Origin of the sequence: Streptomyces sp. NPDC102402, assembly GCF_044765765.1 — a bacterium.
GTDB lineage: Bacteria > Actinomycetota > Actinomycetes > Streptomycetales > Streptomycetaceae > Streptomyces.
Genome location: NZ_JBIWKR010000002.1, coordinates 984,189 through 1,004,286, shown reverse-complemented (window position 1 = coordinate 1,004,286; position 20,098 = coordinate 984,189). Strand labels below are relative to the sequence as shown.

The 20,098-nt window shown below is 70.3% G+C and carries 31 protein-coding genes; 26 read left to right on the top strand and 5 right to left on the bottom strand.

The genetic code is table 11. The features are described 5' to 3' along the window. Nucleotides 1-197: 197 nt before the first annotated feature. Complete coding sequence (locus ACIRJR_RS09610; RefSeq protein ID WP_403776330.1) at nucleotides 198-1,433, bottom strand: NADP-dependent malic enzyme; 1,236 nt, start codon at nucleotides 1,431-1,433, stop codon at nucleotides 198-200. A 527-nt stretch (nucleotides 1,434-1,960) separates the two neighbouring features. On the opposite strand from ACIRJR_RS09610, the gene ACIRJR_RS09605 reads away from it, so the two are divergent. Genes ACIRJR_RS09605 through ACIRJR_RS09595 form a run of 3 tightly spaced genes read left to right on the top strand, consistent with a single transcriptional unit; the run spans nucleotide 1,961 to nucleotide 4,649 of the window. Further along, nucleotides 1,961-2,920: an ABC transporter substrate-binding protein gene (locus ACIRJR_RS09605; RefSeq protein ID WP_403776327.1), complete on the top strand. Its 960-nt coding sequence runs from the start codon at nucleotides 1,961-1,963 to the stop codon at nucleotides 2,918-2,920. Between the two features lie 29 nt (nucleotides 2,921-2,949). After that, the gene (locus tag ACIRJR_RS09600; RefSeq protein ID WP_403694583.1) at nucleotides 2,950-3,891 is read left to right on the top strand and encodes an amino acid ABC transporter permease; all 942 of its coding nucleotides are present in this window, start codon (nucleotides 2,950-2,952) and stop codon (nucleotides 3,889-3,891) included. Beyond that, on the top strand, nucleotides 3,888-4,649 hold the full coding sequence (locus ACIRJR_RS09595; protein WP_329040499.1) for an amino acid ABC transporter ATP-binding protein: 762 nt from the start codon (nucleotides 3,888-3,890) through the stop codon (nucleotides 4,647-4,649). Before ACIRJR_RS09600 ends, ACIRJR_RS09595 begins: the two co-directional genes overlap by 4 nt. Nucleotides 4,650-4,766: 117 nt before the next feature. On the opposite strand, the gene ACIRJR_RS09590 is transcribed toward ACIRJR_RS09595, so the two are convergent. Next, nucleotides 4,767-5,522, bottom strand: coding sequence for a class I SAM-dependent methyltransferase (locus ACIRJR_RS09590; RefSeq protein ID WP_403776324.1), 756 nt, complete (start codon nucleotides 5,520-5,522; stop codon nucleotides 4,767-4,769). A 102-nt stretch (nucleotides 5,523-5,624) separates the two neighbouring features. Here ACIRJR_RS09590 and ACIRJR_RS09585 point away from each other — a divergent pair, with 102 nt between their 5' ends. Beyond that, nucleotides 5,625-6,254 (top strand): CGNR zinc finger domain-containing protein, encoded by a 630-nt coding sequence (locus ACIRJR_RS09585; protein ID WP_403776321.1) that lies wholly within the window; start codon nucleotides 5,625-5,627, stop codon nucleotides 6,252-6,254. Here the strand turns inward: ACIRJR_RS09585 and sodX are convergent. Next, the gene (gene sodX, locus ACIRJR_RS09580; RefSeq protein WP_403776318.1) at nucleotides 6,158-6,595 is read right to left on the bottom strand and encodes a nickel-type superoxide dismutase maturation protease; all 438 of its coding nucleotides are present in this window, start codon (nucleotides 6,593-6,595) and stop codon (nucleotides 6,158-6,160) included. The genes ACIRJR_RS09585 and sodX overlap by 97 nt on opposite strands. 180 nt (nucleotides 6,596-6,775) lie before the next feature. Here sodX and sodN point away from each other — a divergent pair, with 180 nt between their 5' ends. Further along, nucleotides 6,776-7,171, top strand: coding sequence for a superoxide dismutase, Ni (gene sodN, locus ACIRJR_RS09575; protein WP_403776315.1), 396 nt, complete (start codon nucleotides 6,776-6,778; stop codon nucleotides 7,169-7,171). A gap of 124 nt (nucleotides 7,172-7,295) precedes the next feature. Here sodN and ACIRJR_RS09570 read toward each other — a convergent pair whose 3' ends face one another. Together ACIRJR_RS09570 and ACIRJR_RS09565 are read right to left on the bottom strand one after the other, a co-directional pair. Beyond that, on the bottom strand, nucleotides 7,296-8,663 hold the full coding sequence (locus ACIRJR_RS09570) for a LysM peptidoglycan-binding domain-containing protein (RefSeq protein ID WP_403776312.1): 1,368 nt from the start codon (nucleotides 8,661-8,663) through the stop codon (nucleotides 7,296-7,298). Nucleotides 8,664-9,069: 406 nt separating this feature from the next. Beyond that, nucleotides 9,070-9,510 carry a hypothetical protein gene (locus tag ACIRJR_RS09565; protein ID WP_403776309.1) on the bottom strand — a complete coding sequence of 147 codons (441 nt, stop codon included), beginning with the start codon at nucleotides 9,508-9,510 and terminating at the stop codon, nucleotides 9,070-9,072. A 175-nt stretch (nucleotides 9,511-9,685) separates the two neighbouring features. Between ACIRJR_RS09565 and ACIRJR_RS09560 the strand changes: the two genes are divergently transcribed. The 21 genes from ACIRJR_RS09560 (at nucleotide 9,686) to ACIRJR_RS09460 (ending at nucleotide 20,027) form a co-directional block, all read left to right on the top strand. Further along, the gene (locus ACIRJR_RS09560; RefSeq protein WP_403776306.1) at nucleotides 9,686-9,931 is read left to right on the top strand and encodes a helix-turn-helix domain-containing protein; all 246 of its coding nucleotides are present in this window, start codon (nucleotides 9,686-9,688) and stop codon (nucleotides 9,929-9,931) included. Nucleotides 9,932-9,941: 10 nt separating this feature from the next. Beyond that, complete coding sequence (locus ACIRJR_RS09555) at nucleotides 9,942-10,163, top strand: helix-turn-helix domain-containing protein (RefSeq protein WP_403776303.1); 222 nt, start codon at nucleotides 9,942-9,944, stop codon at nucleotides 10,161-10,163. Nucleotides 10,164-10,257: 94 nt separating this feature from the next. After that, nucleotides 10,258-10,629 (top strand): hypothetical protein, encoded by a 372-nt coding sequence (locus ACIRJR_RS09550; RefSeq protein WP_403776301.1) that lies wholly within the window; start codon nucleotides 10,258-10,260, stop codon nucleotides 10,627-10,629. Further along, nucleotides 10,626-10,994 carry a phiSA1p31-related protein gene (locus tag ACIRJR_RS09545; protein WP_403776298.1) on the top strand — a complete coding sequence of 123 codons (369 nt, stop codon included), beginning with the start codon at nucleotides 10,626-10,628 and terminating at the stop codon, nucleotides 10,992-10,994. Before ACIRJR_RS09550 ends, ACIRJR_RS09545 begins: the two co-directional genes overlap by 4 nt. Then, complete coding sequence (locus ACIRJR_RS09540; protein WP_403776295.1) at nucleotides 10,991-11,641, top strand: hypothetical protein; 651 nt, start codon at nucleotides 10,991-10,993, stop codon at nucleotides 11,639-11,641. Before ACIRJR_RS09545 ends, ACIRJR_RS09540 begins: the two co-directional genes overlap by 4 nt. Beyond that, the gene (locus tag ACIRJR_RS09535; RefSeq protein WP_403776292.1) at nucleotides 11,638-11,763 is read left to right on the top strand and encodes a hypothetical protein; all 126 of its coding nucleotides are present in this window, start codon (nucleotides 11,638-11,640) and stop codon (nucleotides 11,761-11,763) included. Before ACIRJR_RS09540 ends, ACIRJR_RS09535 begins: the two co-directional genes overlap by 4 nt. A 3-nt stretch (nucleotides 11,764-11,766) precedes the next feature. Beyond that, the gene (locus ACIRJR_RS09530) at nucleotides 11,767-11,976 is read left to right on the top strand and encodes a hypothetical protein (protein ID WP_403776290.1); all 210 of its coding nucleotides are present in this window, start codon (nucleotides 11,767-11,769) and stop codon (nucleotides 11,974-11,976) included. Next, entirely contained in the window at nucleotides 11,973-12,176 is a 204-nt protein-coding gene (locus tag ACIRJR_RS09525; protein ID WP_403776287.1) for a hypothetical protein, read from the top strand. Before ACIRJR_RS09530 ends, ACIRJR_RS09525 begins: the two co-directional genes overlap by 4 nt. After that, nucleotides 12,173-12,580 (top strand): hypothetical protein, encoded by a 408-nt coding sequence (locus tag ACIRJR_RS09520; protein ID WP_403776284.1) that lies wholly within the window; start codon nucleotides 12,173-12,175, stop codon nucleotides 12,578-12,580. The genes ACIRJR_RS09525 and ACIRJR_RS09520 overlap by 4 nt, the downstream gene beginning before the upstream one ends. Then, the gene (locus ACIRJR_RS09515; protein WP_403776281.1) at nucleotides 12,573-13,304 is read left to right on the top strand and encodes a hypothetical protein; all 732 of its coding nucleotides are present in this window, start codon (nucleotides 12,573-12,575) and stop codon (nucleotides 13,302-13,304) included. Before ACIRJR_RS09520 ends, ACIRJR_RS09515 begins: the two co-directional genes overlap by 8 nt. Further along, nucleotides 13,304-14,878 carry a hypothetical protein gene (locus tag ACIRJR_RS09510; protein ID WP_403776278.1) on the top strand — a complete coding sequence of 525 codons (1,575 nt, stop codon included), beginning with the start codon at nucleotides 13,304-13,306 and terminating at the stop codon, nucleotides 14,876-14,878. Before ACIRJR_RS09515 ends, ACIRJR_RS09510 begins: the two co-directional genes overlap by 1 nt. Then, a complete protein-coding gene (locus tag ACIRJR_RS09505) occupies nucleotides 14,875-15,201 on the top strand; it encodes a hypothetical protein (protein ID WP_403776274.1) in 327 nt (108 codons plus the stop codon). The genes ACIRJR_RS09510 and ACIRJR_RS09505 overlap by 4 nt, the downstream gene beginning before the upstream one ends. Continuing rightward, nucleotides 15,198-15,389 carry a hypothetical protein gene (locus tag ACIRJR_RS09500; protein WP_403776271.1) on the top strand — a complete coding sequence of 64 codons (192 nt, stop codon included), beginning with the start codon at nucleotides 15,198-15,200 and terminating at the stop codon, nucleotides 15,387-15,389. The genes ACIRJR_RS09505 and ACIRJR_RS09500 overlap by 4 nt, the downstream gene beginning before the upstream one ends. After that, nucleotides 15,386-15,895 (top strand): hypothetical protein, encoded by a 510-nt coding sequence (locus ACIRJR_RS09495; protein ID WP_403776269.1) that lies wholly within the window; start codon nucleotides 15,386-15,388, stop codon nucleotides 15,893-15,895. Before ACIRJR_RS09500 ends, ACIRJR_RS09495 begins: the two co-directional genes overlap by 4 nt. Next, nucleotides 15,895-16,308, top strand: a complete 414-nt coding sequence (locus ACIRJR_RS09490) for a helix-turn-helix domain-containing protein (RefSeq protein WP_403776266.1) — start codon at nucleotides 15,895-15,897, stop codon at nucleotides 16,306-16,308. The genes ACIRJR_RS09495 and ACIRJR_RS09490 overlap by 1 nt, the downstream gene beginning before the upstream one ends. Beyond that, complete coding sequence (locus ACIRJR_RS09485) at nucleotides 16,305-16,625, top strand: hypothetical protein (protein ID WP_403776264.1); 321 nt, start codon at nucleotides 16,305-16,307, stop codon at nucleotides 16,623-16,625. The genes ACIRJR_RS09490 and ACIRJR_RS09485 overlap by 4 nt, the downstream gene beginning before the upstream one ends. Beyond that, nucleotides 16,622-16,933: a hypothetical protein gene (locus ACIRJR_RS09480; RefSeq protein WP_403776261.1), complete on the top strand. Its 312-nt coding sequence runs from the start codon at nucleotides 16,622-16,624 to the stop codon at nucleotides 16,931-16,933. The genes ACIRJR_RS09485 and ACIRJR_RS09480 overlap by 4 nt, the downstream gene beginning before the upstream one ends. A 21-nt stretch (nucleotides 16,934-16,954) precedes the next feature. Continuing rightward, on the top strand, nucleotides 16,955-17,710 hold the full coding sequence (locus ACIRJR_RS09475) for a hypothetical protein (protein WP_403776258.1): 756 nt from the start codon (nucleotides 16,955-16,957) through the stop codon (nucleotides 17,708-17,710). 445 nt (nucleotides 17,711-18,155) lie between these two features. Then, on the top strand, nucleotides 18,156-18,500 hold the full coding sequence (locus ACIRJR_RS09470) for a hypothetical protein (protein ID WP_403776255.1): 345 nt from the start codon (nucleotides 18,156-18,158) through the stop codon (nucleotides 18,498-18,500). After that, on the top strand, nucleotides 18,500-18,652 hold the full coding sequence (locus tag ACIRJR_RS09465; RefSeq protein ID WP_403776253.1) for a hypothetical protein: 153 nt from the start codon (nucleotides 18,500-18,502) through the stop codon (nucleotides 18,650-18,652). Before ACIRJR_RS09470 ends, ACIRJR_RS09465 begins: the two co-directional genes overlap by 1 nt. A 64-nt stretch (nucleotides 18,653-18,716) precedes the next feature. Beyond that, nucleotides 18,717-20,027: a DUF2637 domain-containing protein gene (locus ACIRJR_RS09460; protein WP_403776250.1), complete on the top strand. Its 1,311-nt coding sequence runs from the start codon at nucleotides 18,717-18,719 to the stop codon at nucleotides 20,025-20,027. Nucleotides 20,028-20,098: the final 71 nt, after the last annotated feature.

The following is a 20,098-nucleotide window of genomic DNA, read 5'->3' as shown; positions in this document are numbered from 1 at the left end:
TTATTACCCGTCACTCTGTTTCACCACCCGCCCTAGCCCCCGGGGGGGGCCCCCCCGTGGGCTCCGGGCCGGCCTGTGCGCCGCAACGGTCGGCCCGGGGGGCCCCCCCCGGGCCGGGGCACTTCGTGGAGGGGCGGCCCGCGCCGGGGCCCCGCGAGCGTGCGGCTCGCCGGCGAACCGCCCCGCCCCGTGCGGTGTCAGCGTCGCGCGACGCCCTCGGCACGGGCGGCGGCGGCCACCGCGGCGGTGACTGCGGGAGCGACCCGCTCGTCGAACGGCGACGGGATCACGTACTCCGCGGCCAGCTCGTCGCCGACGACGTCGGCCAGCGCGTTCGCCGCGGCGATCTTCATGCCCTCGGTGATCCGGGACGCCCGCACCTGCAGCGCGCCCGCGAAGATTCCGGGGAACGCCAGCACGTTGTTGATCTGGTTGGGGTAGTCCGACCGCCCGGTCGCCACCACGGCCGCGTACTTGTGCGCGACGTCGGGGTGGACCTCGGGGTTCGGGTTGGCCATGGCGAACACGAACGCGCCGGGTGCCATCGAGGCCACGGCCGGCTCGGGGACCGTACCGCCGGAGACGCCGATGAAGACGTCGGCGCCGGCCAGCGCCGTCTCCAGCGAGCCGGTGATGCCGGCCCGGTTGGTGATCTCGGCCAGCTCGCGCTTGACGTCCGTGAGGTCGTCGCGGTCGCCGCTGACGATGCCCTTGCGGTCGGCGACGGCGACGTCGCCGATACCGGCCTCCAGCAGGAACTTAGCGATGGCCACACCGGCCGCTCCGGCTCCGGAGATGACGGCGCGCAGGTCGCCGAGCGTCCGGCCGGACAGCTTCGCCGCGTTGCGCAGGGCGGCGAGGGTCACCACGGCGGTGCCGTGCTGGTCGTCGTGGAAGACCGGGATGTCCAGGCGCTCCTGGAGCTTGCGCTCGATCTCGAAGCACCGCGGCGCCGAGATGTCCTCCAGATTGACCCCGCCGAAGGAGGGTGCGAGGCGCACGACGGTCTCGACGATCTCGTCCGCGTCGGTCGTGGCGAGCGCGATCGGCACCGCGTCGACCCCGCCGAACTGCTTGAAGAGAATCGCTTTGCCCTCCATCACCGGGAGGGATGCCTCGGGGCCGATGTCCCCCAGGCCGAGGACGGCGGTGCCGTCCGTCACGACGGCCACGACCTGCGACTTCCAGGTGTAGTCGTGGACGAGCTCGGGATGCTCGGCGATGGCGCTGCACACCTTCGCCACGCCGGGCGTGTACGCGAGGGACAGGTCGTCCTTGTCGCGGATCGGAACGGTGGCCTGCACGGCCATCTTCCCGCCGCGGTGAAGGGCGAAAGCCGGATCGAAGGGCTCGTCCGCACCGATGGGGCCGGTCGTCCCGGCCGTGTCGTGCGTCGTGCTGTCGCTGCGAGGATTGACGATCTCCGCTGCCATTGTGTTGACCCCTTAAGTCTTCATCAGTTGAGGGTGGCCACTCCTGGTTGAGGAGGGGTGGGCGGGCACCGCGTACGTTCCCGGCACTGAGCGGGTTGGCCCGCTCCGGCAGGGGAGACACGTACGCGCGGGCGCGCCGCACACGCGCCCTGAGCCCCGGATGAGGGGTGTAAAGGTCTTTCTTACCGGACGGACCGGGCCGCTTACGAGTCGGTATCGGCTCGGTGACATGACTCATAGCCGAAAATCTGGACAAGTCCACTAAGGGCTACGAAGGTCGTCCGACGGTCGAGACGCACCGGAGTTTCTCCGGAGAGGTGCGCACTTTCCAGCAGATGGTCCGGCCTTGCCGTACCGGCCCATTGAGGTTCGGGGGTCGCCCGTTACCCGATTTTGACATGCCCGGCCCCCTGATTGGGTGAGTCCGAATGGCAAGATGCCCTAATCACACAAGGTGGCGACACTCGAAGGTGCGTGCGTATCCACCTGACCTGCACTCTCTCCCTCACCGCCGGAGGATTCCGATCATGACCGCAAGCACCCTCTGTCGTACGGCCGCGAAGTCCCGGATTGCCGCGGTCTGCGCAGTCGCGGTCGCCGGCACCCTGCTGCTGACCGCGTGCGGCGACCAGACCGACAGCGCCGGCAAGAAGGAATCGGGCTCCGCCTCCGCCGACAAGGCGCCGCTCGCCGACCTCGTCCCCCAGGCCATCAAGGACAAGGGCGAGATCAAGGTCGGATCCGACATCGCCTACCCGCCGGTCGAGTTCAAGGACGAGTCCGGCAAGACGGTCGGTATCGACCCCGACCTCGCGGACGCCCTCGGCAAGCAGCTCGGCGTGAAGTTCGTCTTCGAGAACGGCACGTTCGACACCCTGCTCACGGGCCTGCGCTCGAAGCGCTACGACCTGGCGATGTCGGCCATGACCGACACCAAGGACCGCCAGGAGGGCGTCGACTCCGAGACGAAGAAGAAGGTCGGCGAAGGTGTCGACTTCATCGACTACTTCACCGCGGGCGTCTCCATCTACACCAAGAAGGGCGACGACAAGGGCATCAGCACCTGGTCGGACCTCTGTGGCAAGAAGCTGGTCGTCCAGCGGGGCACGGTCTCCCACGACCTCGCCAAGGCCGAGAGCGCCAAGTGCGGCGGCAAGGGCAAGATCTCCATCGAGGCGTTCGACAACGACCTCGAGGCCCAGACCCGCCTGCGCGGCGGCGGCGCCGACGCCGGTTCCTCCGACTTCCCGGTCGCCGCGTACGCGGTCAAGACCTCGGGCGGCGGCAAGGACTTCCAGCTGGTCGGCGACCAGGTCGAGGCGGCCCCGTACGGCATCGCCGTCGCCAAGGGCAACGACGAGCTCACCAAGGCCATCGAGGCGGCCCTGAACGCGGTCATCAAGAACGGCGAGTACGACAAGGTCATCGCCAAGTGGGGCGTCCAGGCCGGTGCGGTCACCGAGGCCAAGATCAACGGCGGGTCCTGAGCCGGGACCGGCGCTGAAAGGCATCATCTGTGACTGACATCAAGAAGGCGGGCCCGGCGGACACCCCGCCCACCCCGTCGGCGGGGCCGGAGGCGATCAAGGCCATACCGGTGCGCCACTACGGCCGGTACGTCTCTGCGATCATCACACTCGGCCTCCTGGCCACGCTCGTCTACGCCTTCGCCCAGGGCGACATCAACTGGGCGGCGATACCGGACTACTTCTTCGACGACCAGATCCTCGAGGGTGTCAAGAACACCGTCATCATCACGGTCCTCTCGATGATCATCGGTGTGGTGCTGGGCATCGTGCTCGCCGTGATGCGGCTCTCCAAGAACCCGGTGACCACGTCCATCGCGTGGGGTTACATCTGGTTCTTCCGCGGGACCCCCGTCTACGTGCAGCTGCTGGTCTGGTTCAACCTGGGTATCGTCTTCGAGTACATCAACCTCGGGCCGATCTACAAGGACGAGTGGTCGTCCTTCATGACCCCGTTCCTGTGCGCGCTGCTCGGCCTCGGCCTCAACGAGGCGGCGTACATGGCGGAGATCTGCCGCGCGGGCCTCCAGTCGGTCGACGAGGGCCAGACCGAGGCGGCGCACGCCCTGGGCATGAGCCACGGCAAGACGCTCCGCCGGATCGTCGTCCCGCAGGCCATGCGCGTGATCGTGCCGCCGACCGGCAACGAGGTCATCAACATGCTGAAGACCTCCTCGCTCGCGGTCGCCGTGCAGTACACCGAACTGCTGCGGTCCACCCAGAACGTCTCGCAGACCTCGGGTGCCACCGTGGAGATGCTGTTCCTGGCGGCCGCCTGGTACATGGTGCTCACGTCGGTGCTCAGCATCGGCCAGTACTACCTGGAGCGGTACTACGCGCGCGGCTCCAGCCGCAGCCTGCCGGACACCCCGTTCCAGAAGATCAAGGCCAACATGCTGTCGCTCGGACGCCCGAAGGGAGGGGCCGCATGACCGCCATGGTGAAGGCCGAGGGCGTACACAAGTCCTTCGGCCCCGCACACATCCTCAAGGGCATCGACCTGGAGGTCGCCCCGCGTGAGGTCTTCTGCCTGATCGGCCCGTCCGGTTCCGGCAAGTCGACGTTCCTGCGGTGCATCAACCACCTGGAGCAGATCAACGCCGGCCGGCTGTACGTCGACGGCGAGCTGGTCGGCTACCGGCAGAAGGGCGACAAGCTCTACGAGCTCAAGGACAGCGAGGTCGCGCTGAAGCGCCGGGACATCGGCATGGTCTTCCAGCGCTTCAACCTGTTCCCGCACATGACGGCCATCGAGAACGTCATGGAGGCGCCGATCCAGGTCAAGGGCGAGGCCAAGGCCGTCGCCCGGGCACGTGCGGAACGGCTGCTGGACCGGGTGGGCCTGTCCGACAAGGCCAAGAACTACCCCTCCCAGCTCTCCGGCGGCCAGCAGCAGCGCGTGGCCATCGCCCGCGCCCTGGCCATGGAGCCGAAGCTGATGCTCTTCGACGAGCCGACCTCGGCACTCGACCCGGAGCTGGTCGGCGACGTCCTGGACGTCATGCGCGGACTTGCCGAGGAAGGCATGACGATGGTCGTCGTCACCCACGAGATGGGATTCGCCCGCGAGGTCGGCGACGCGTTGGTCTTCATGGACGACGGCGTGGTGGTCGAGTCCGGCCACCCTCGCGACGTCCTGACGAACCCGCAGCACGACCGGACGAAGTCCTTCCTGTCGAAGGTGCTGTAAGCCACCGGCGGCGCCGAGGAGGGCGGCCCGGGCTCCTGGCCCGTGCCGCCCTCTCGCACGTCCGGCGCCGGGGCGGTCCGCTCGGGCGGACCGCCCCGGCCCTCCGCGCGCGCCGCCCTACTTCACGGCGAGGACCAGGCTGTCCGACGGCGAGGACCAGACCGTGCGCGCCTCACCGAAGCCGGACCCGCGCAGGGTGCGGGCGTGCCACTCGGCGGACGGCATGTCGCCGTCCGCGTGCTCGCCGTAGATCACGAACCGCTCGGCGGTGGGCGCCGCGAGGGCGGGGTCCTTCGCCGCCAGGGCCCACCACTCCCGCCAGTCCACGGCCCCTGCGGCCTTGGCCCGGTCCATGGCCGCGTGCCGGTGGGCCCGTTCGGCGGCGTTGATGCGGGGGGTGCCGGTGTCGATCATGTGGTCCGCGTTCATGAAGACCCCGCCGTCCCTGACCACTCCGCCGATCTGCCCGTAGAGGGCGGCCAGCGGTTCACTGTGCAGCCAGTGCAGAGCGGTGGCGGTGAGCACCGCGTCGTACGAGGTGTGGGGCAGCCGCTCGGTCCAGTCGGCGCTCTTGAGGTCGGCGGTCACGAAGGTGACCCGGTCGTCGCCCTCGAAGGTCCCGCGCGCGATGGCGAGCAGCGCGGGGTCCAGGTCGACACCGGTACTGGTGGCGCGGGGGAACCTCTTGAGGAGCCGGTCCGTAATACTGCCCGTACCGCACGCGAGGTCGAGCACCCTCGGTTCGGGCCCCACGACGGCCTCGACCATGTCCAGCATCACCCGGAACCGCTCCTCGCGGTCCGGCATGTACCACTCCTGCTGCCGGTCCCAGCTCTCCTGCCAGGACTGCCAGTCGGTACCCGTCACCGTCATTCGAACCTCCACCTGCACCCGCGTACGTAAGACTCATTAGTGGCGACCACCTATTACACTGGTCGGCACACCGACGATAGACCGACGCCGTAAGGACTACAAGTGGAACTGGCCTATTACTCGGACTACGCCGTGCGTCTGGTCAACACCGAGGAACCGGCCCGTGGCAAGGACTCACTCACCACGGTCGAGTCCGTCCGGGAACTGTTCGGTGCCAACGCCCAGGCGGCCCGCCGGGCGACGGACGCGGACGTGACCCGTTTCCGGTCCGTACGGGGCCGGCTGCGCTCGGTCTTCGAGGCGGCCGACGACGGCGACCAGACACTCGCGGTCGACCTGCTCAACTCCCTGTTGCTGGAGTTCCCGGTGAGCCCGCAGATCTCCGGCCACGACACCCGCGACGAGGACGGCAGGCCGGACTGGCACATGCACCTCGCCGACCACCCGTCGAACGCGACGGCGGGCTTCGCCGCGATCGCGGCGATGGGCCTCGCCTTCCATCTCACCTCGCACGGCGTGGACCGGCTCGGGCTGTGCGAGGCGGCGCCGTGCCGCAACGCCTACCTCGACACCTCCACCAACCGCTCGCGGCGGTACTGCTCGGACCGCTGCGCGACCCGGGCCAACGTCGCCGCCTACCGGGCCCGCAAGCGCCTGGAGGGCGAACGCTCCGGCGACACACGGCGCACCGCGGACGCCGCCCAGGCGAGCAGTCCGGGCAGCGACCGCTGATCCTTGCTCAAGGGCCGATAGCGGGCCCGCACACGGGCCAGCACCAGCTCCTCGGGCACCGCCCCGTAGTCCGTGCTGTCCCCGCCCGCGTACGCGTTGTCGCCCAGCACCCACCAGCCGCCGTCGCGTCGTTCGGCCGCCCGTTTGACGACCAGCAGATCCTGCTGGAACGGGTGACGCAGGATCACCACGTCGCCGGGGCGCACCGGCGCTCCGTGCTGCACGAGCAGCCAGTCCCCGTGGTAGAGCGTGGGCACCATCGAAGGGCCCGTCACCTCCACCACCTGGAACGGCCTGCGCTCCGCCCGCCCGTTCCACGGCTCCTGCGCCGGTTCCGGCATCTGTGGCACCTCCCGGTCCATCCTCCAGTACACGGCCTCGCGCACCGCTTCGTATTTTCGGCCGACGGTCTCGTCCTCACCCCGGACTTTTGGCCTAAGCCCTAGGGGGCAGCCGCTAAAAGCGGCTTCCTACGGAGTAATGTCCCACCTGAGAAGACGATCACGAGGAAGGACAGCTCCATGCTTTCCCGCCTGTTTGCCCCCAAGGTGAAGGTCAGCGCCCACTGCGACCTGCCCTGCGGCGTGTACGACCCGGCCCAGGCCCGCATCGAGGCGGAGTCCGTCAAGGCCGTCCAGGAGAAGTACCAGGCCAATGAGGACGCGGACTTCCGCACGCGCGCCGTTCTGATCAAGGAACAGCGTGCCGAGCTCGCGAAGCACCACGTCTCGGTGCTCTGGAGCGACTACTTCAAGCCCCCGCACTTCGAGAAGTTCCCGGAGCTGCACCAGCTGGTCAACGACACCCTGAAGGCGCTCTCCGCGGCCAAGGGTTCGAACGACCCGGCCACGGGCCAGAAGGCTCTGGACCTGATCGCCCAGATCGACAAGATCTTCTGGGAGACCAAGAAGGCTTGATCGGCCTCCCGTTCGGCTCCGGCTGGACAGCAGGTCAGAGGCACAAGACAGAGCGCCCGGCCGTACAAATCGGTCGGGCGCTCTGGGTTGCCTAGATCGTTTGGGAGACGTTTGGGAGACGAGGTCAGGCGGAGCGTCTGCCTCGCCACTCGGGGGCCTCGCTCACGTCCTCGCCCAGCGACTCCTCCCACGCTCGCTGGAGGCCCTTGGCGATACCGACCTCCATGTCCGGGGAGGTATGGGAGTACGTGCCCTCAACGCCTTTTAGGCGGTGACCCATCCGTTCCTCGACGGCAACGCGCGGATGGCCCTGCTCGTCCAGCCACACCTTGTGCCCGTGACGAAGGCCGTGCGGCACCATGTCGGCGATGCCCTCGACGGCCGGCAGCGCGACCTGCGCCTTGCGGCCGCGACGAACGGGCTCCGCATCCTGGCCCTCAACGATGGGATGCCAGAACCGGCCGTAGAACTGATCGTCCACCCGGAGCGGCCTACCACGCTGGGACTGGAAAACGAGGTGCTCGTGCCCGCCCTTCTGCGCCAGGAGTTCGGACAGCAGGTCGCCCAGGAACGGGGGCAGGATCAGGGTGCGGTACGAGGAGTACTTCGGCGGTAGCAGCGTGAAGCCCTTGGCCAGGAGGAGCTTCTGCCCGACGCGTACGCGGTCGCCCTCGCCCAGGCTGTTCGCCGTAGCGATGTCCGCGGCCCGCTTCGCGTCCGCGTGACGTAGCGCCGCGATCGATCCGAGCGTCTCCCCCTTGTTCACAGTGTGGGTCGCGGGCTCGGTCAGCCACTGCCCCTGCCACTGGACGCGCAGCGATTTCCCGTACTCGAGGGCGAGCAGCTGCAGCTGGTCCCGGCGGAGGCCGGCGACCTCTCCCATGCGGAGCCCGGTGTACGCGACGGTGAGGATCATGACGTACCAGGGGAAGCCCCGGAGCTCGCGCGCGTTTTCGGCCAGCGCCAAGGCCTGCCGAGGCGTGGGCCACACGTAGTCATCCTCGGCCGCGACAGCAATGTGCCGACCGCGCTTGCGCTTGGACCCTGAGGGCATCGGGTTGAACGGGATCAGCCGCTCCTCCACCGCGTCGTCCAGGAGCATGCGCATCAGGCCCTCGATGGCATCCACGTAGTTCTTCTTGTGCGCGTGCTTCAGCTGAGCCTGCCAGGCGCGGTACCCCATGGATGTGATGTCCCCGAGCGCCGTCTCACGCCACTTGGGCAGGATCACTGCGTTCAGGCGGCTGGCGTAGGTCTGCTTGGAGGTCTCTGCGACGTCCATGACCTGGCGCCATTCCTCGGCCCACTCGCCGACTGTCTTCCGCCCGTCGGACGGGTTGACGAAGACTTTCCGCTGGACGTCCGTCTCCTGCGCACGCCCCCAGTCCAGGGCGTCCTGCTTGGTCTCGAACCCACTCTCGGAGTCGTACTTCCCGCTGGGCAGCTGGTATCTGACACGCCAGCTCTTCCCGCGCTTCTCCGCGTATGCCAACTCTCGTTCATCCCCTCGGCGCGATGGCCGGCAGGCACCCCTGACTGCCGCTCATCATTCAGACGACGCCGTGACGACTAGCGGAGCGGGCAGCTCCGACAGTCGCAGGAGGCGCAATCGCCTCCTTGGCGCCGGACCAGTCTCCTTGCGGCGAGCTTCTCTGACTCGTCGGTAAGGACTCTCGGCGTCATGACACACACGCGCGTCTCGCCTACTCGACCCACGAGACCGACAAAGCCCGGCCCTTGGTCCAAGGTGATGAACTCGTGATGCATGGCCCTCCCTTCGGTGCGTTCGGAAGACCCGAAACATGAGCCTTACACAGAGACGCATGGCCGAAAAGAGATTAGGTGAGGCAACTATCGAACACACAGTAACGGTTTCGCTACACAAAATGGTTGTATGACTAAGGGCTTGCATCCCGGCCGCCGATGATGCCTCGCTTGCGGAGCTCCACGAGAATCGCCGTGGTCATCTCGGCCATCTCTCCGGCGGGCGTCTCCGGTCGCGTGGCGATGTAGGCATCCTGTACCGCCTGCCGCGCATCGTCATCCTGGCCGAGAGGCGCCGGCGCGTACCGCACGCCGTCAGCAACCTCCCCCGCCAACTGCGCCTCATTGGCACCCTGCAGGACTGCGTCACAGGCGCCAGGCGCCCAGCCGAGCGCGCGCTCGATCTTCGCGTAGGTCACGTCCCGGACCGGCAGGCCCTTCTCGACCCGCGCGTACGTGGTGATGGTGAGCTCCGCCGCGTTCGCCGCGTCGATCTTGTGCCAGCCCAGTTGAATGCGCCGCTGGATCACGAGATCAGCGAGCCTCTGCTGGCGGTCGTTGTCGGGAGTGGCCATGTGGAGATGTTCCCAGGAACTACTAGGAACCGCCAGGAACACCTTTCGGCCTGCGCCCATTCGGAGGATTTTTTGAGGTTCCGTTAAGGTCCTGAGCTGCCAGTTTCTAGTAGAAGCTGTTCGTTACTGGCCGGTACTGCTAGATACTGCTAGTAGATACTGTTAGCTTCTCGCTATGACAGCAGCGCCAGCCACCTACGAGGTGGACGGGGCGGCAATCCGGAAGCGTCGCATGTCACGCGGCATAAAGATCGCCGACCTCGCCAGTAACGCAGGTATCACCCGCAGCTACCTCCAGCGGCTGGAAACCGGCGTTCGGCGCCACATGCGCCCCCCGGCGTACGTGGCGCTCCGCTCGGCGCTGGACCTGCGACCCGACGACGAACAGCTCCTCGCCACGGGCGAGACCGATCCCGAATGAGGTGACCACAATGCCCCCCACCGCCGTGGAGGACTTCACCAACGTGGACGAGACCGCGCGCCGCTTGGGCATCGGCCCTCGACGCCTGAGAGACGGCGTCAACCACGGCGGATTCCCCGCACACCGCATGGGCCGCCGCCTGATGTTCAGCGCCCAGGACCGCGCCGAGATCGCCGAGATGCACCGCATCCCCGCCCGGCCGTCTAGGCGCCGGCGACCGGTCGCCGCCTGAGCTGGCGTACGCAACCGGGGCCGCCCCGGACCGGGCCTGGTCCCTGAGCGGCCCCTCTACCGGCATACCTCAACCCACTGAAATCGAGGTCACCGTGACCACTGAGACTACCGACTCCACCCTCACCCTGAGCACCGCGCCTCGGCCCGGACAGATGGACGCGCTGATGCACGCCCTGGCCGTCGCCGAGGAAGCCGTCAGCGTATTGAAGATCACGATGCCTACGGACGTGAGCCTGTCGGAGAACGGCGCCGTCTACGACGTCAGCCTGTACTTCCCCCAGCAGCCCGAGCGGGTCACCGAGTTCGCGAACGCGTGGGAGTCGCACGTCGACCACGTCCCGCACCACTCGCGCGAGGACGCCGAGTTCCTCGAGGTCACCATCACCATCCGGGGCATCCGTGTCCGCGCCTGGACCATCCCCGAGACGACCGCTGCCGCCGAGTCCACTGGCGGTGCGGCATGACGGCCACCCCGCAGGACTGGGTCCTGGATGGTGTGCCGTTCGACCTGACCCGCACGTGGATCGACGTCTACGGCTCCCGGTGGCACTGGAACGGCACCTGGGGACAGACGATCCTCCCGAACGGCACCTCGGCCACCGAGCCGCTCATGCAGTGCGACGGCCACACCCCCATGGTCCTGTCGCTCGTGTACGGCACGTACGGCCCCCTCATCCCGGCCCCGCGCGAGACCACTCACGCCGAGCGGTGCGCCGCCATCGCCCCGCCGGTCATCGCCGACCAGGACGACGAGGACCAGGCCGTCCCGACCCCGCGCACCTTCGCCGCGATCCTCCGGCGCCTGCGCGGCCGCGGGGTGTCGGCATGAGCGGTCTCACTGATACCTATCTCGCGTGGGACGAGCTGGGCCACGCCCCCGAGTGCGCCGACCCGCGATGGATCGTCGATGTCCGCACCGAGTTCCGCGCGTTCCGCGACCTCAGCAGCCAGTCGCACAACTGCCCGTCCGAGGGCTGCGGCCACAGCGACCGGTACGAGAAGACCAGCGTCCGCATCGTGTGCCGCTCCTGCGGCAAGGCCCGCATCATGTCCGGCGAGTCCGACTCCCTGCGGCAGACCAGCACCACGGCCCTCGGGTACGGGCAGCAGCCGCGCAAGACCGCCGGCCTGTGGTTGTACCCGGGCGAACCCCTTCTCTACGGCTGGGGCTCCGTTGGTGGTGACGAGCCGACCGGTTACCTCGCCACCCGCACCCGCGTCGACCGCGTCACCGGCGAGAACGTGATCGGGGCCATTTACCAGGAGCGCGGTCCCCGCCGGGGCATCAAGTGGGCTGCCACCGCGATCGTCGACGCGTTCGGTGAGTACGGGTACGGGCAGGTCCGCTGGGCGCGCAGCCAGAACGGCCTGCCGACCAAGGCCGCGGCCGCGAAGTGGATCGCCACCGCCGACCAGGAGAAGGACACCGCGGCCACGGTCGAGGCGACGTCCACTCCTGAGGACGCCGACGAGTGAACCCCGAGCCCTGGTTACTCCTCGCGCTCATCGCGCTCGGCCTTTTTGATCTGGCCGCGCTCATCACCGGGTGGCTCGCCGACCGGCACATCACCCACACCACCCGACACCGCAGGGAGTGACCGATGCCTGAGTGGATGCCCTACGCCCTGGCCGTAGTGCTGGTGCTCACCGTCGCCGCCCGCGTCTGGGCTGCAGCTGCCCGCCCGGCCGACAGCTCGGTGCGCACGCCGTGTGCCAGCACGGACTGCCGGGGCCTGCAGACCGTTCATCACGTCACCGAGTCCGGCGGGCTGCGCTGCGCCGAGTGCGGCCATTACGCCGGTACTTCGTGAGCGGCTCCATCCGGCCGTGCGAGACCCCGCCGCCGTGCGGCATCCGCTACGCCCGCCTGTACCCGCGGGGCTGGTGCTGCGACCGCCACACCCCCGCCGCCCTGCAGGGCCACCCTGAGCCCTCGCCGGGCCCTGGGTGGCCCGCCGGGTCCTACCTCCACCTCGCCCAGCTCGAGTCCGAAGAACAGGAGCAGTCGTGACCACTGCTGCAGCACCTCGAAGGCCGTCCCCCGGGGACGTTGCCCGCCGTGCCGCCGACCGGCGGTTGACCGCCGTCGGCCTCGCCCATCGGGCCGTGTACGAACAGGCGATCCTCGCGTCCGGCATGAACGCGAACACGCGGTACGTGGCGATCGCCCTGGCTACGCACGCCGACACCGCCGGCCACATCGAGCAGCAGCCGCGCCTGCTCGGCCTCGTCCACGACACCGGCCTCCGGCCGAATCAGGTGGCCGTCGCCCTCGAGACGCTCCAGCAGCGCCTGTGGATCCGGGCATCCCCCGCCGGTGCCCGGTACGACGTCGCGGACCTGGTCCTCACCATCCCCGACCACATCATCGCCCGCCTCCTCCGTAAGCCCATGGAACGGACCACCGATGCCTGAGCGCACCCAACAGCACTGGGCGGACTCGCTGTTCGACAGCGTCTACGCCCTGTACGAGACGGCCCGCGAGTACCAGACCGCGCACCGCGCCGCCCTCGTCGCCGTGGAGACGGTGGACGTCGACCGCAGGCAGCTCCACGAGGGTCACGTCGCCCTGCGCGGACTGCACGGCCGCATTGATGCCGACTACTACCGGACGAGCCGGGTCTCGCCGCACATGAAGGCAGTGTTCGACCTTTACGACCTGTACAGCCGGACTGAGCGGGAGCTCCACCGCCGGTACGAAGAGGCCGCCCTGCTGTACGCATCGGGCGCGGCCTGGGCCATCGCGGTGGTACAGGGCGATGAAACGCCGGCACAGGTCGACTTCAACACCGCCGAGGACGGCACGCCGGTGCTCCACCGGCTGAGCATCACCGGCCTGGATCGCTATGCCGGGGCCGGGGAACTCGCTGCCGCGTACGACCAGGTACGTAACCGCATGGATGCCGCCGAGTACGCCGGGGATCTGGCGGACCGAGGCGAGCTCAGCGACCACCAGGCCGGAGAGTTGGACCACGCCATCGGCGTGGCTATGGGTCTGGCTGACATGGCATTCGCCTACGGCCTCCTGGCCCAGCGCGCCGTGTCCTTCGTGCTCCTGGAGCCGCGCCGTGCCCGGGCCGCCGAGCTCGCCTACGCCCGGGCCGTCGCCCAGCAGACCGCCGAGGAGCCGTCGGCCTGATGTCTGCTGGTCTGCTCGCTGCCGCTGAGCCCCGCCGCATTCGCGGCGGGGCCGGTGGTGTTCGCTTCAACCGGCCCCGCCGGCGCAGCGAGCAGACCGTATGGATCCCCGAGTCCCTTTTCCGCGGTGCGCACTTCAACGACGAGGCCGTGACCGTCTACATGAAGGTCGCCGCCCTGGACGCCCGCCGCTCCTTCCCTGGCGCCCGCCAGGGAACCGACCCGTGCACCGCCTCCACCGTCGAGCTCGCCGACATGCTCGGCATGTCGGAGTCCGGTGTGGAGCGCGGCCTGAAACTCCTCAACCGGCCCGGCCCCACGAACGAGGAGCCGTGGCTCCGTACGAAGCAGCGCACCCACACCGGCGGCCGCGGCCGTACCGCGCTGCGCTACGCCCGCCTGGTGCCCCGCGACGCCGCGGCCCTCGAGGTCCCCGTACGGGTCGCCGAGGCGCTGTCCCCGCGCCGTCTGCGCGCCTACCTGCACCTGGCCCGGGCCACCGCGAAGGGCCTGCCAGTCACCGGGGCCGAGCTCGCCGGAGAGCTGTACCACCACAGCGGCAAGTCCGCCGGGAAGACGCTCAGCCGGAAGACCGGGCTGCGGCTCCTGGACGAGCTCGAGGACCTCGGCTGGCTCACCCTGAACCGCAGGGGCGGAGAGCGCGGCCGCCACGCCGTCACCGTCAACACCCACCCGCTCCACACCGTCCCCGACGCCGAGCAGCTGCCGCTCACCAGCGGGCAGCCGAGTGTGGACAACCACGGCGGGGTGGGTCTGGCCGATCATGACGGGTCCCTCGCGTCTAAGGAAGACACCTCCCCCTCTACTGACGTCGTCGCACAGGCTGGTTCGGGGATCCGCCGGAGGCGCTCTACCGGTAGTAAGCCCGCCCGCCCTGTGGATAACTCGGTTCCGGCCACGTTCCGGGGTGCGGGTCACGGCAGAAAGCGCAGCAACACCAGCAGGCCGCAGATCGCCGAGGCCGGTGGGCACCTGACCCGCCGCTCCTGGCAGGTCCTGCAGCCGGTGCACCACCTGCTGCCCGGCCTGTCCGCCTGGGTCCTGCGCCGGATCGATGCGGAGATCGGCCGCCAGCTCGCCCACGGCACCGGCATGGAGCGCCTCACCGCCCGCCTCACCGCCCGCTACGCCTCCACCGAGACGCCCCGGGATCTGGGTCAGTGGATCCTCGGCCCGGGCCTGGTCCGCCGCGGCTGCCACCACCCCGGCTGCGAGTCCGGCGCCATGTGGCACACCGGTCTGCCCTGTCAGGTCTGCCTCGAGGACCAGACACCCGCCGAAGACGCCGCCGGGGCGCAGCAGCCGAGCCCTGTACGGGTGCAGCCACCGGTGCGGCCGGTGGACGTGCCGTCGGTGCCGTGGACGCCCCCGGCCGCCGACGGCCCGCAGCGGCCCGATCTGACCCGGGAGCAGCTGGCCGAGCTCCGGGCGGCCGCCACCCCCGACACCATCCGCCAGGCCGTCGCCGAGCACGGGCGTGCCTGTGCTCTCTACCTCTACGGCCACGCCCTGGTCCTGCCCCACCTCGCCGCCCTCGAAGGGAACCCAGCATGAAGCCGAGCCGAGCACACATCACGAACTGCCGCCGCTGCCACGCCCGGATCTGCTGGGCGCTCACCACCGCCAACGGCCGTCGTCAGCCCGTGGACGCCGAGCCGACCGCCGAGGGGAACTTGGCGGTGATGCAGGGCGCAGACGGTGTCCTCTACGTCCGCTCCGTCACTGTGGCCCGCCCGGAGATCCGCCCCGGGGAGTGGCAGGCCATGCCCCACCACGCCACCTGCCTCGCCCCGCCCCCGCCCCGGCGCAGCAGCGGTACGGGGCAGCGTGCTCGTTCCGGGGTGCGGCCGGTCCCGTGGCAGGGGCGTCAGCCGTGATCAGCGAGGACGCCACGACGCTCGCCCGGATGGAGGCCGCCCTCGAGGAGTTCCCCGACGGCACCTACGGCGGGCCCCGGGGCAGGCGGCCGGACCCACAGGCCGCCGAGCACGTCCAGGAGCTCCTCGAGGGCCTGGACGGATGGCTCCTCGGCGACCGGGCCAAGCACCCCTGGCCCCCGGCATGACGATCGCCGCCCTGCAGCGGCTCCTGGCCGAGGAGCAGCCCGACATCGTCCGCCACCCGGCACCCGAGATCCCTCACATCACCCGAAGGAAGAGGAAGACCATGCAGCAGTCCGTACCCGGTCCGCGCAGTCCGGAGCAGTCCCCCTTCGCCGGCACTGCCGGAGCGCTCATTGCCTGGGCTTCCCAGCACACGGACAAGACCATCAGCCGACTCGGCAAGGAGGCCCACACCGCCCTGGGCGAGCTGCGCGCCCGCAAGGCGGGCGAGGAGGAGCTGATCCAGGTCGACGCCGAGGAGGCGCGCCTGGTGGAGCAGCTTGCCGAGGTCCGCGCCCGCAAGGACAAGCTGCGCCCCACACAGAAGAGGAAGTCCCCGACCCGGGACTATGTGCCGGCCGAGGTTCGCGCCTGGGCGAGGAAGGCCGGCCTGGACGTCCCTGCGGCCGGGACCGTGCCGAACAGGATCGTGGATGCCTGGCGCGGGGCGACCGGCGGTGCGCAGTGATGGCGACGCCTTCCGAGCTGGTTACCCGAGCTCTCGAGATGGCGGCGGCCGGCTCCTCGGACTCTGAGGTCGCGGCTGCGATCGGGGTGTCCTCGCGCACGGTCATCCGGATACGGCAGCGCCACGGCGTGCCGAGCACTTGGCAGCCTGAGACGGCTCTGTGCGGGTCCCCCGGCCGGTACAAGGCGGGCTGCCGGTGCCCGGTCTGCTGCAAGGCGCACGGCGCGCGCCTCCGTACGGCGAAGGCCGCCCGCTACGCCCGGCGCAGCGAGGGCTTCACCGGGTTCGCCCACGGGGCCAGTGCGTACAGCAACTGGGGCTGCCGGTGCCCGATCTGCACCACGGCCCACGGCCTCAAGTCCGCCCGCTACAAGCGCGACCGGAGCGCGGCGCGGAAGGGAGGCAACCAGTGATCTCCGCTCTCCTGCGCTACGTCGCGCTGGCCCTGGCCGGGTCCACGTTCGCTGTCCTCGCCTACCTGTACGCGGCCGCCGGCCACCCGGTCGCGGTCGCGCTCTGCCTGATACTCACCGGCGCCTGCTGGGAGGCCTGCTCGTACGTCCGCCGTGCCGCCGAGCAGCTGCAGGACCTCCACCACCAGGCCCGCCGCCGCGCCCGCGCCGAGATGCGGTCCGGGGTTGAGCCGTGGGCCAGCTGGTGCTGCGCGGCAGGGTTCGTCACCCGCGGCCGAGACCACGACTCCACCGTCTGCGCCCGGGAGCAGCCGTGAGCCTGTCCATCGTCATCAGCTGCGAACAGCCCTTCCCGTACGGGACTTGCGCGGCACGGTTCCACACCAGCGCCACGACGGAGGCCGAGGCGTACGCGGCCGCCGAGCGTGCCGGATGGAACGCCGGCCGAGGCACCGACCGCTGCCCCGGCCATGCGCCCCGCCCTCGACGCCGCAGCGGCCCGCCCGGCGGCAACAACCCCCAGACGCCCCTGGCCCCCGGCGACCAGGAGGCCGTTGCCGAGTTCAAGGACTACTTCAAACGCCGCGCGGCCGGAGCTCCGCCCGCCGCGCCCCACACCACCTGACCCACCGCACGGGAGCACGACATGGACGACACCTGCCGGATCTGCCACCACACCATCGCCGAGGACCGCTACCTCTGCGACGGGTGCGAGTACCGGGCTCACCGGTGGCTGCGCGGTATGCCCGGGCAGGCCGCTCTCCTGCAGGCGTGCCTGCAGCCCGCGGCCGGCACCGCTCAGCGAGGCGGCACCGGCCGCGCGCACTCCCCGCTGCCCCTCGATCTCCGGTCCCTGGACCTCCTCGGCCCCGGGCAGCCGGTGCCGCCCCTCGATGACCCGCACGGCGACCAGACCGGCGGCATTCCCATCACCGCGCTCCTCGCCGGATGGGCGCACTACATTGCCGCGGACATCCCGGCCGCCTACCGCGACTCGTACGGCACCGAGCGGGTCGAGCGGCAGGGGCACGCGGCGGCCTGGCCGCGGACCGGCACGGGCATCGCCGCCTGGTCGACGTGGCTGGTGGGCTACCTTCCGTACGCGGTGACCCGCCCGTACGCCGAGGAGCTCTACACCCAGCTCGAGGACCTCATGAGCCGGATCCAACGGATCACCCACACCGAGGAGCGCCGCACCGTCAAGGACGCGCCCTGTCCTGCCTGCTGCGCTTTCGCCCTTGTCCAGCGGGAGGACGCCTTGCACATCACGTGCGACGTGTGCGGGCACCGGCTCACCCCCGAGGCGTACGACGCCCACCGGGCCGCCGTGATGCCCGCGCTCGCCCGGACTGCCCTCCTCATGCAGGCCGCCCGCGAGACCGCCCGCCAGGTCGCCGCCTAGGCTGCAGACGCAGCTGCGCCCCGCCCAACACTCCTGGGCGGGGCGCAGCTGCGGTTCAGTCCTGCGGGCCCTGCAGGTCCGTGCGCCGCCCCTGCGTCATACCAGCCTGCCTCTGCGCCCAGTACTCATCGAACCAGGCCACGTCATACTCCGGGCGGCTGCTCCCCGGGCGGAACACGGGGGCCGGCCATCCCTCGGCCGGGTTCGTCGCCAGCCGGTGAATCAGGGTCCGGCTCCTGCCGACTCGCTCGGCCAATCGCGGGATCGTCATGGTCCTCTTCTCCGGCTCTGGGCCCTCGGGCGGTTCGGGCATGCGGACATCCTCTCGGAGAAGTGTGGACAATGTCCACACTTCTCGCTACGGTCGTACTCGCCAACAACACGGCCCCGGACGGAGTTCGCACCTCCGGCCGGGGCCAGCCATCCGCCTGATCCACCAGGAGTGATGACCGTGACCGATCGTATCCGCGGGGCCGCTGTACCGGCAGCCCGCACCGAGATGGACGCCCGCCTGCAGGAGCTCATGGCCCTGCCGAGCCTCGCCGCGCAGCTCCTCCTCCACGCCGCCGAGCAGCTCACCACGAGCTGCCCCGGCGAGGACCTCACCATCACCGGCTGGGGCCGCACGCTCGCCCGCGCCGACCAGCGGATCCTCAGCGGCTACCCGCAGGCCGTCGCCCAGCACGCCGCCCGCCGCGCGATGAGCGCTCTCTCCGCCGAGCTGTGGGCGAGCGCCCGCACCCGCGGCGAGTGGGCCATCTGCCTGCGCTTCGCCGCGAAGACCGTCTGATGGCCCGCAAGCAGGAGCAGCCCGCCGAGGGGCGCGTCGTCCTCGGCCGCGAGCAGCGCGCAGCCCGCGAGCAGGACCGCCAGGACTACCGCGCCGCCGAGGACCGCCGCCAGGAAGAGAGCAACCGCCGGCCCTTCCTCGGCCTCGGCTGACACCACGTCGTACGGCCGGGCCCGCCCAATACAGGCCCGGCCGCTCAACCCGGGAGATCTGATCGTGTCCCGTCCCACCCTGACCCGCCTGCAGCGCGGACTCATCTACACCATCGGCGCCCTGGTCCTCGTCCTCGCCGCGATCGGGTTCACCGGCTCGTACGCCGCCGTGCGCGGCCTCGCCAAGGAGCAGGGCTTCGGCCAGTTCGCCCTCGTCTTCCCGGTCGGCATCGATGCCGGGATCATCGTGCTCCTGGCCCTCGATCTGCTGCTGGCCTGGCTGCGCATCCCGATGCCGCTGCTGCGCCACACCGCATGGCTCCTCACCGCGGCAACGATCGCGTTCAACGCCGCCACCGCCTGGCCCGACCCGCTGGGCACCGGCATGCACGCCGTGATCCCGATCCTGTTCGTCGTCGCCGTCGAAGCCGCACGGCACGCCGTGGGCCGGATCGCGGACATCACCGCCGACAAGCACATGGACGGCGTACGGCTCGCCCGCTGGCTCCTCGCCCCCTTCCCCACGTTCCGACTGTGGCGCCGCATGAAGCTGTGGGAGCTCCGCAGCTACGAACAGGTCATCAAGCTCGAGCAGGACCGGATCATCTACCAAGCCCGGCTGCAGGCCCGGTTCGGCCGCAACTGGCGACGCAAGGCACCCATCGAAGCCCTGATGCCGCTGCGCCTGGCCAAGCACGGCGTGCCGCTCGCCGACACCGCCCCGGCCGGGCTCGCCGCCGCCGGCATCACGACCGCGCTGCAGCTGCACCCGGCTGCACCCGCCCCGGTGCAGCCGCAGCCGGACGCACAGCCGACTGCACCCGAGGGCCTGCGGCCGGACGCAGCCGACGCGTTCGACGTCGCCGCGGACGAGGCGCTCGCACTCGCACCACCCGCGCCCCCTCCCGCGCTCGAGGCCGCGCCCGCAGCCGAGGCGCAGCCGGATGCACCCGCGACTGCAGTCGTTCAGACGGACGCACAGCCGACTGCACCCCCGGCGCCACCGAACACAGCACCGCCCGGGGCGCGGCTGCTCCCGGTCATCTGCAGGCCCGTCCTCGGACGCAAGGGCCTCCACCTCGCCCTCGCCCCCATGTACGGCCCGTCCCCCGATGTCACCTCGGATGCGCATCTGCCGCCGGTGCAGCCGCAGCCGCGTCTGCCCGCGCAGGCGACCGACGAAGAGCTGATCGCCGCAGCCGTCGCCCTGGCAGCGAAGCAGCCCCTGTCCGAGCGGCTGCTGCAGCGCGAGCTCCGTGTGGGTCAGACGCGGTCCAAGCGCATCTGCCGCGCCGCCCGGGAGCGTGCGGCCGCAGCCGCAGCCGCAGCCGCAGCCGAGGAGCGCAACCGCACCGCACTCGCCACCACCGGCTGACCGCAGCCGCACCCGACCGCGCATCCGACTGCACCCGGCTGCGCACCCGCATCCACCACCGAGGACTGCAC

Bases quoted from the DNA above. Each gene is read 5' to 3' on its own strand.
- ACIRJR_RS09610 (WP_403776330.1), bottom strand. From the start codon at position 1,433: ATGGCAGCGGAGATCGTCAATCCTCGCAGCGACAGCACGACGCACGAC.
- ACIRJR_RS09605 (WP_403776327.1), top strand. From the start codon at position 1,961: ATGACCGCAAGCACCCTCTGTCGTACGGCCGCGAAGTCCCGGATTGCC.
- ACIRJR_RS09595 (WP_329040499.1), top strand. From the start codon at position 3,888: ATGACCGCCATGGTGAAGGCCGAGGGCGTACACAAGTCCTTCGGCCCC.
- ACIRJR_RS09590 (WP_403776324.1), bottom strand. From the start codon at position 5,522: ATGACGGTGACGGGTACCGACTGGCAGTCCTGGCAGGAGAGCTGGGAC.
- sodX (WP_403776318.1), bottom strand. From the start codon at position 6,595: ATGCCGGAACCGGCGCAGGAGCCGTGGAACGGGCGGGCGGAGCGCAGG.
- sodN (WP_403776315.1), top strand. From the start codon at position 6,776: ATGCTTTCCCGCCTGTTTGCCCCCAAGGTGAAGGTCAGCGCCCACTGC.
- ACIRJR_RS09565 (WP_403776309.1), bottom strand. From the start codon at position 9,510: ATGGCCACTCCCGACAACGACCGCCAGCAGAGGCTCGCTGATCTCGTG.
- ACIRJR_RS09560 (WP_403776306.1), top strand. From the start codon at position 9,686: ATGACAGCAGCGCCAGCCACCTACGAGGTGGACGGGGCGGCAATCCGG.
- ACIRJR_RS09555 (WP_403776303.1), top strand. From the start codon at position 9,942: ATGCCCCCCACCGCCGTGGAGGACTTCACCAACGTGGACGAGACCGCG.
- ACIRJR_RS09545 (WP_403776298.1), top strand. From the start codon at position 10,626: ATGACGGCCACCCCGCAGGACTGGGTCCTGGATGGTGTGCCGTTCGAC.
- ACIRJR_RS09540 (WP_403776295.1), top strand. From the start codon at position 10,991: ATGAGCGGTCTCACTGATACCTATCTCGCGTGGGACGAGCTGGGCCAC.
- ACIRJR_RS09530 (WP_403776290.1), top strand. From the start codon at position 11,767: ATGCCTGAGTGGATGCCCTACGCCCTGGCCGTAGTGCTGGTGCTCACC.
- ACIRJR_RS09515 (WP_403776281.1), top strand. From the start codon at position 12,573: ATGCCTGAGCGCACCCAACAGCACTGGGCGGACTCGCTGTTCGACAGC.
- ACIRJR_RS09510 (WP_403776278.1), top strand. From the start codon at position 13,304: ATGTCTGCTGGTCTGCTCGCTGCCGCTGAGCCCCGCCGCATTCGCGGC.
- ACIRJR_RS09505 (WP_403776274.1), top strand. From the start codon at position 14,875: ATGAAGCCGAGCCGAGCACACATCACGAACTGCCGCCGCTGCCACGCC.
- ACIRJR_RS09495 (WP_403776269.1), top strand. From the start codon at position 15,386: ATGACGATCGCCGCCCTGCAGCGGCTCCTGGCCGAGGAGCAGCCCGAC.
- ACIRJR_RS09490 (WP_403776266.1), top strand. From the start codon at position 15,895: ATGGCGACGCCTTCCGAGCTGGTTACCCGAGCTCTCGAGATGGCGGCG.
- ACIRJR_RS09475 (WP_403776258.1), top strand. From the start codon at position 16,955: ATGGACGACACCTGCCGGATCTGCCACCACACCATCGCCGAGGACCGC.
- ACIRJR_RS09470 (WP_403776255.1), top strand. From the start codon at position 18,156: ATGACCGTGACCGATCGTATCCGCGGGGCCGCTGTACCGGCAGCCCGC.
- ACIRJR_RS09465 (WP_403776253.1), top strand. From the start codon at position 18,500: ATGGCCCGCAAGCAGGAGCAGCCCGCCGAGGGGCGCGTCGTCCTCGGC.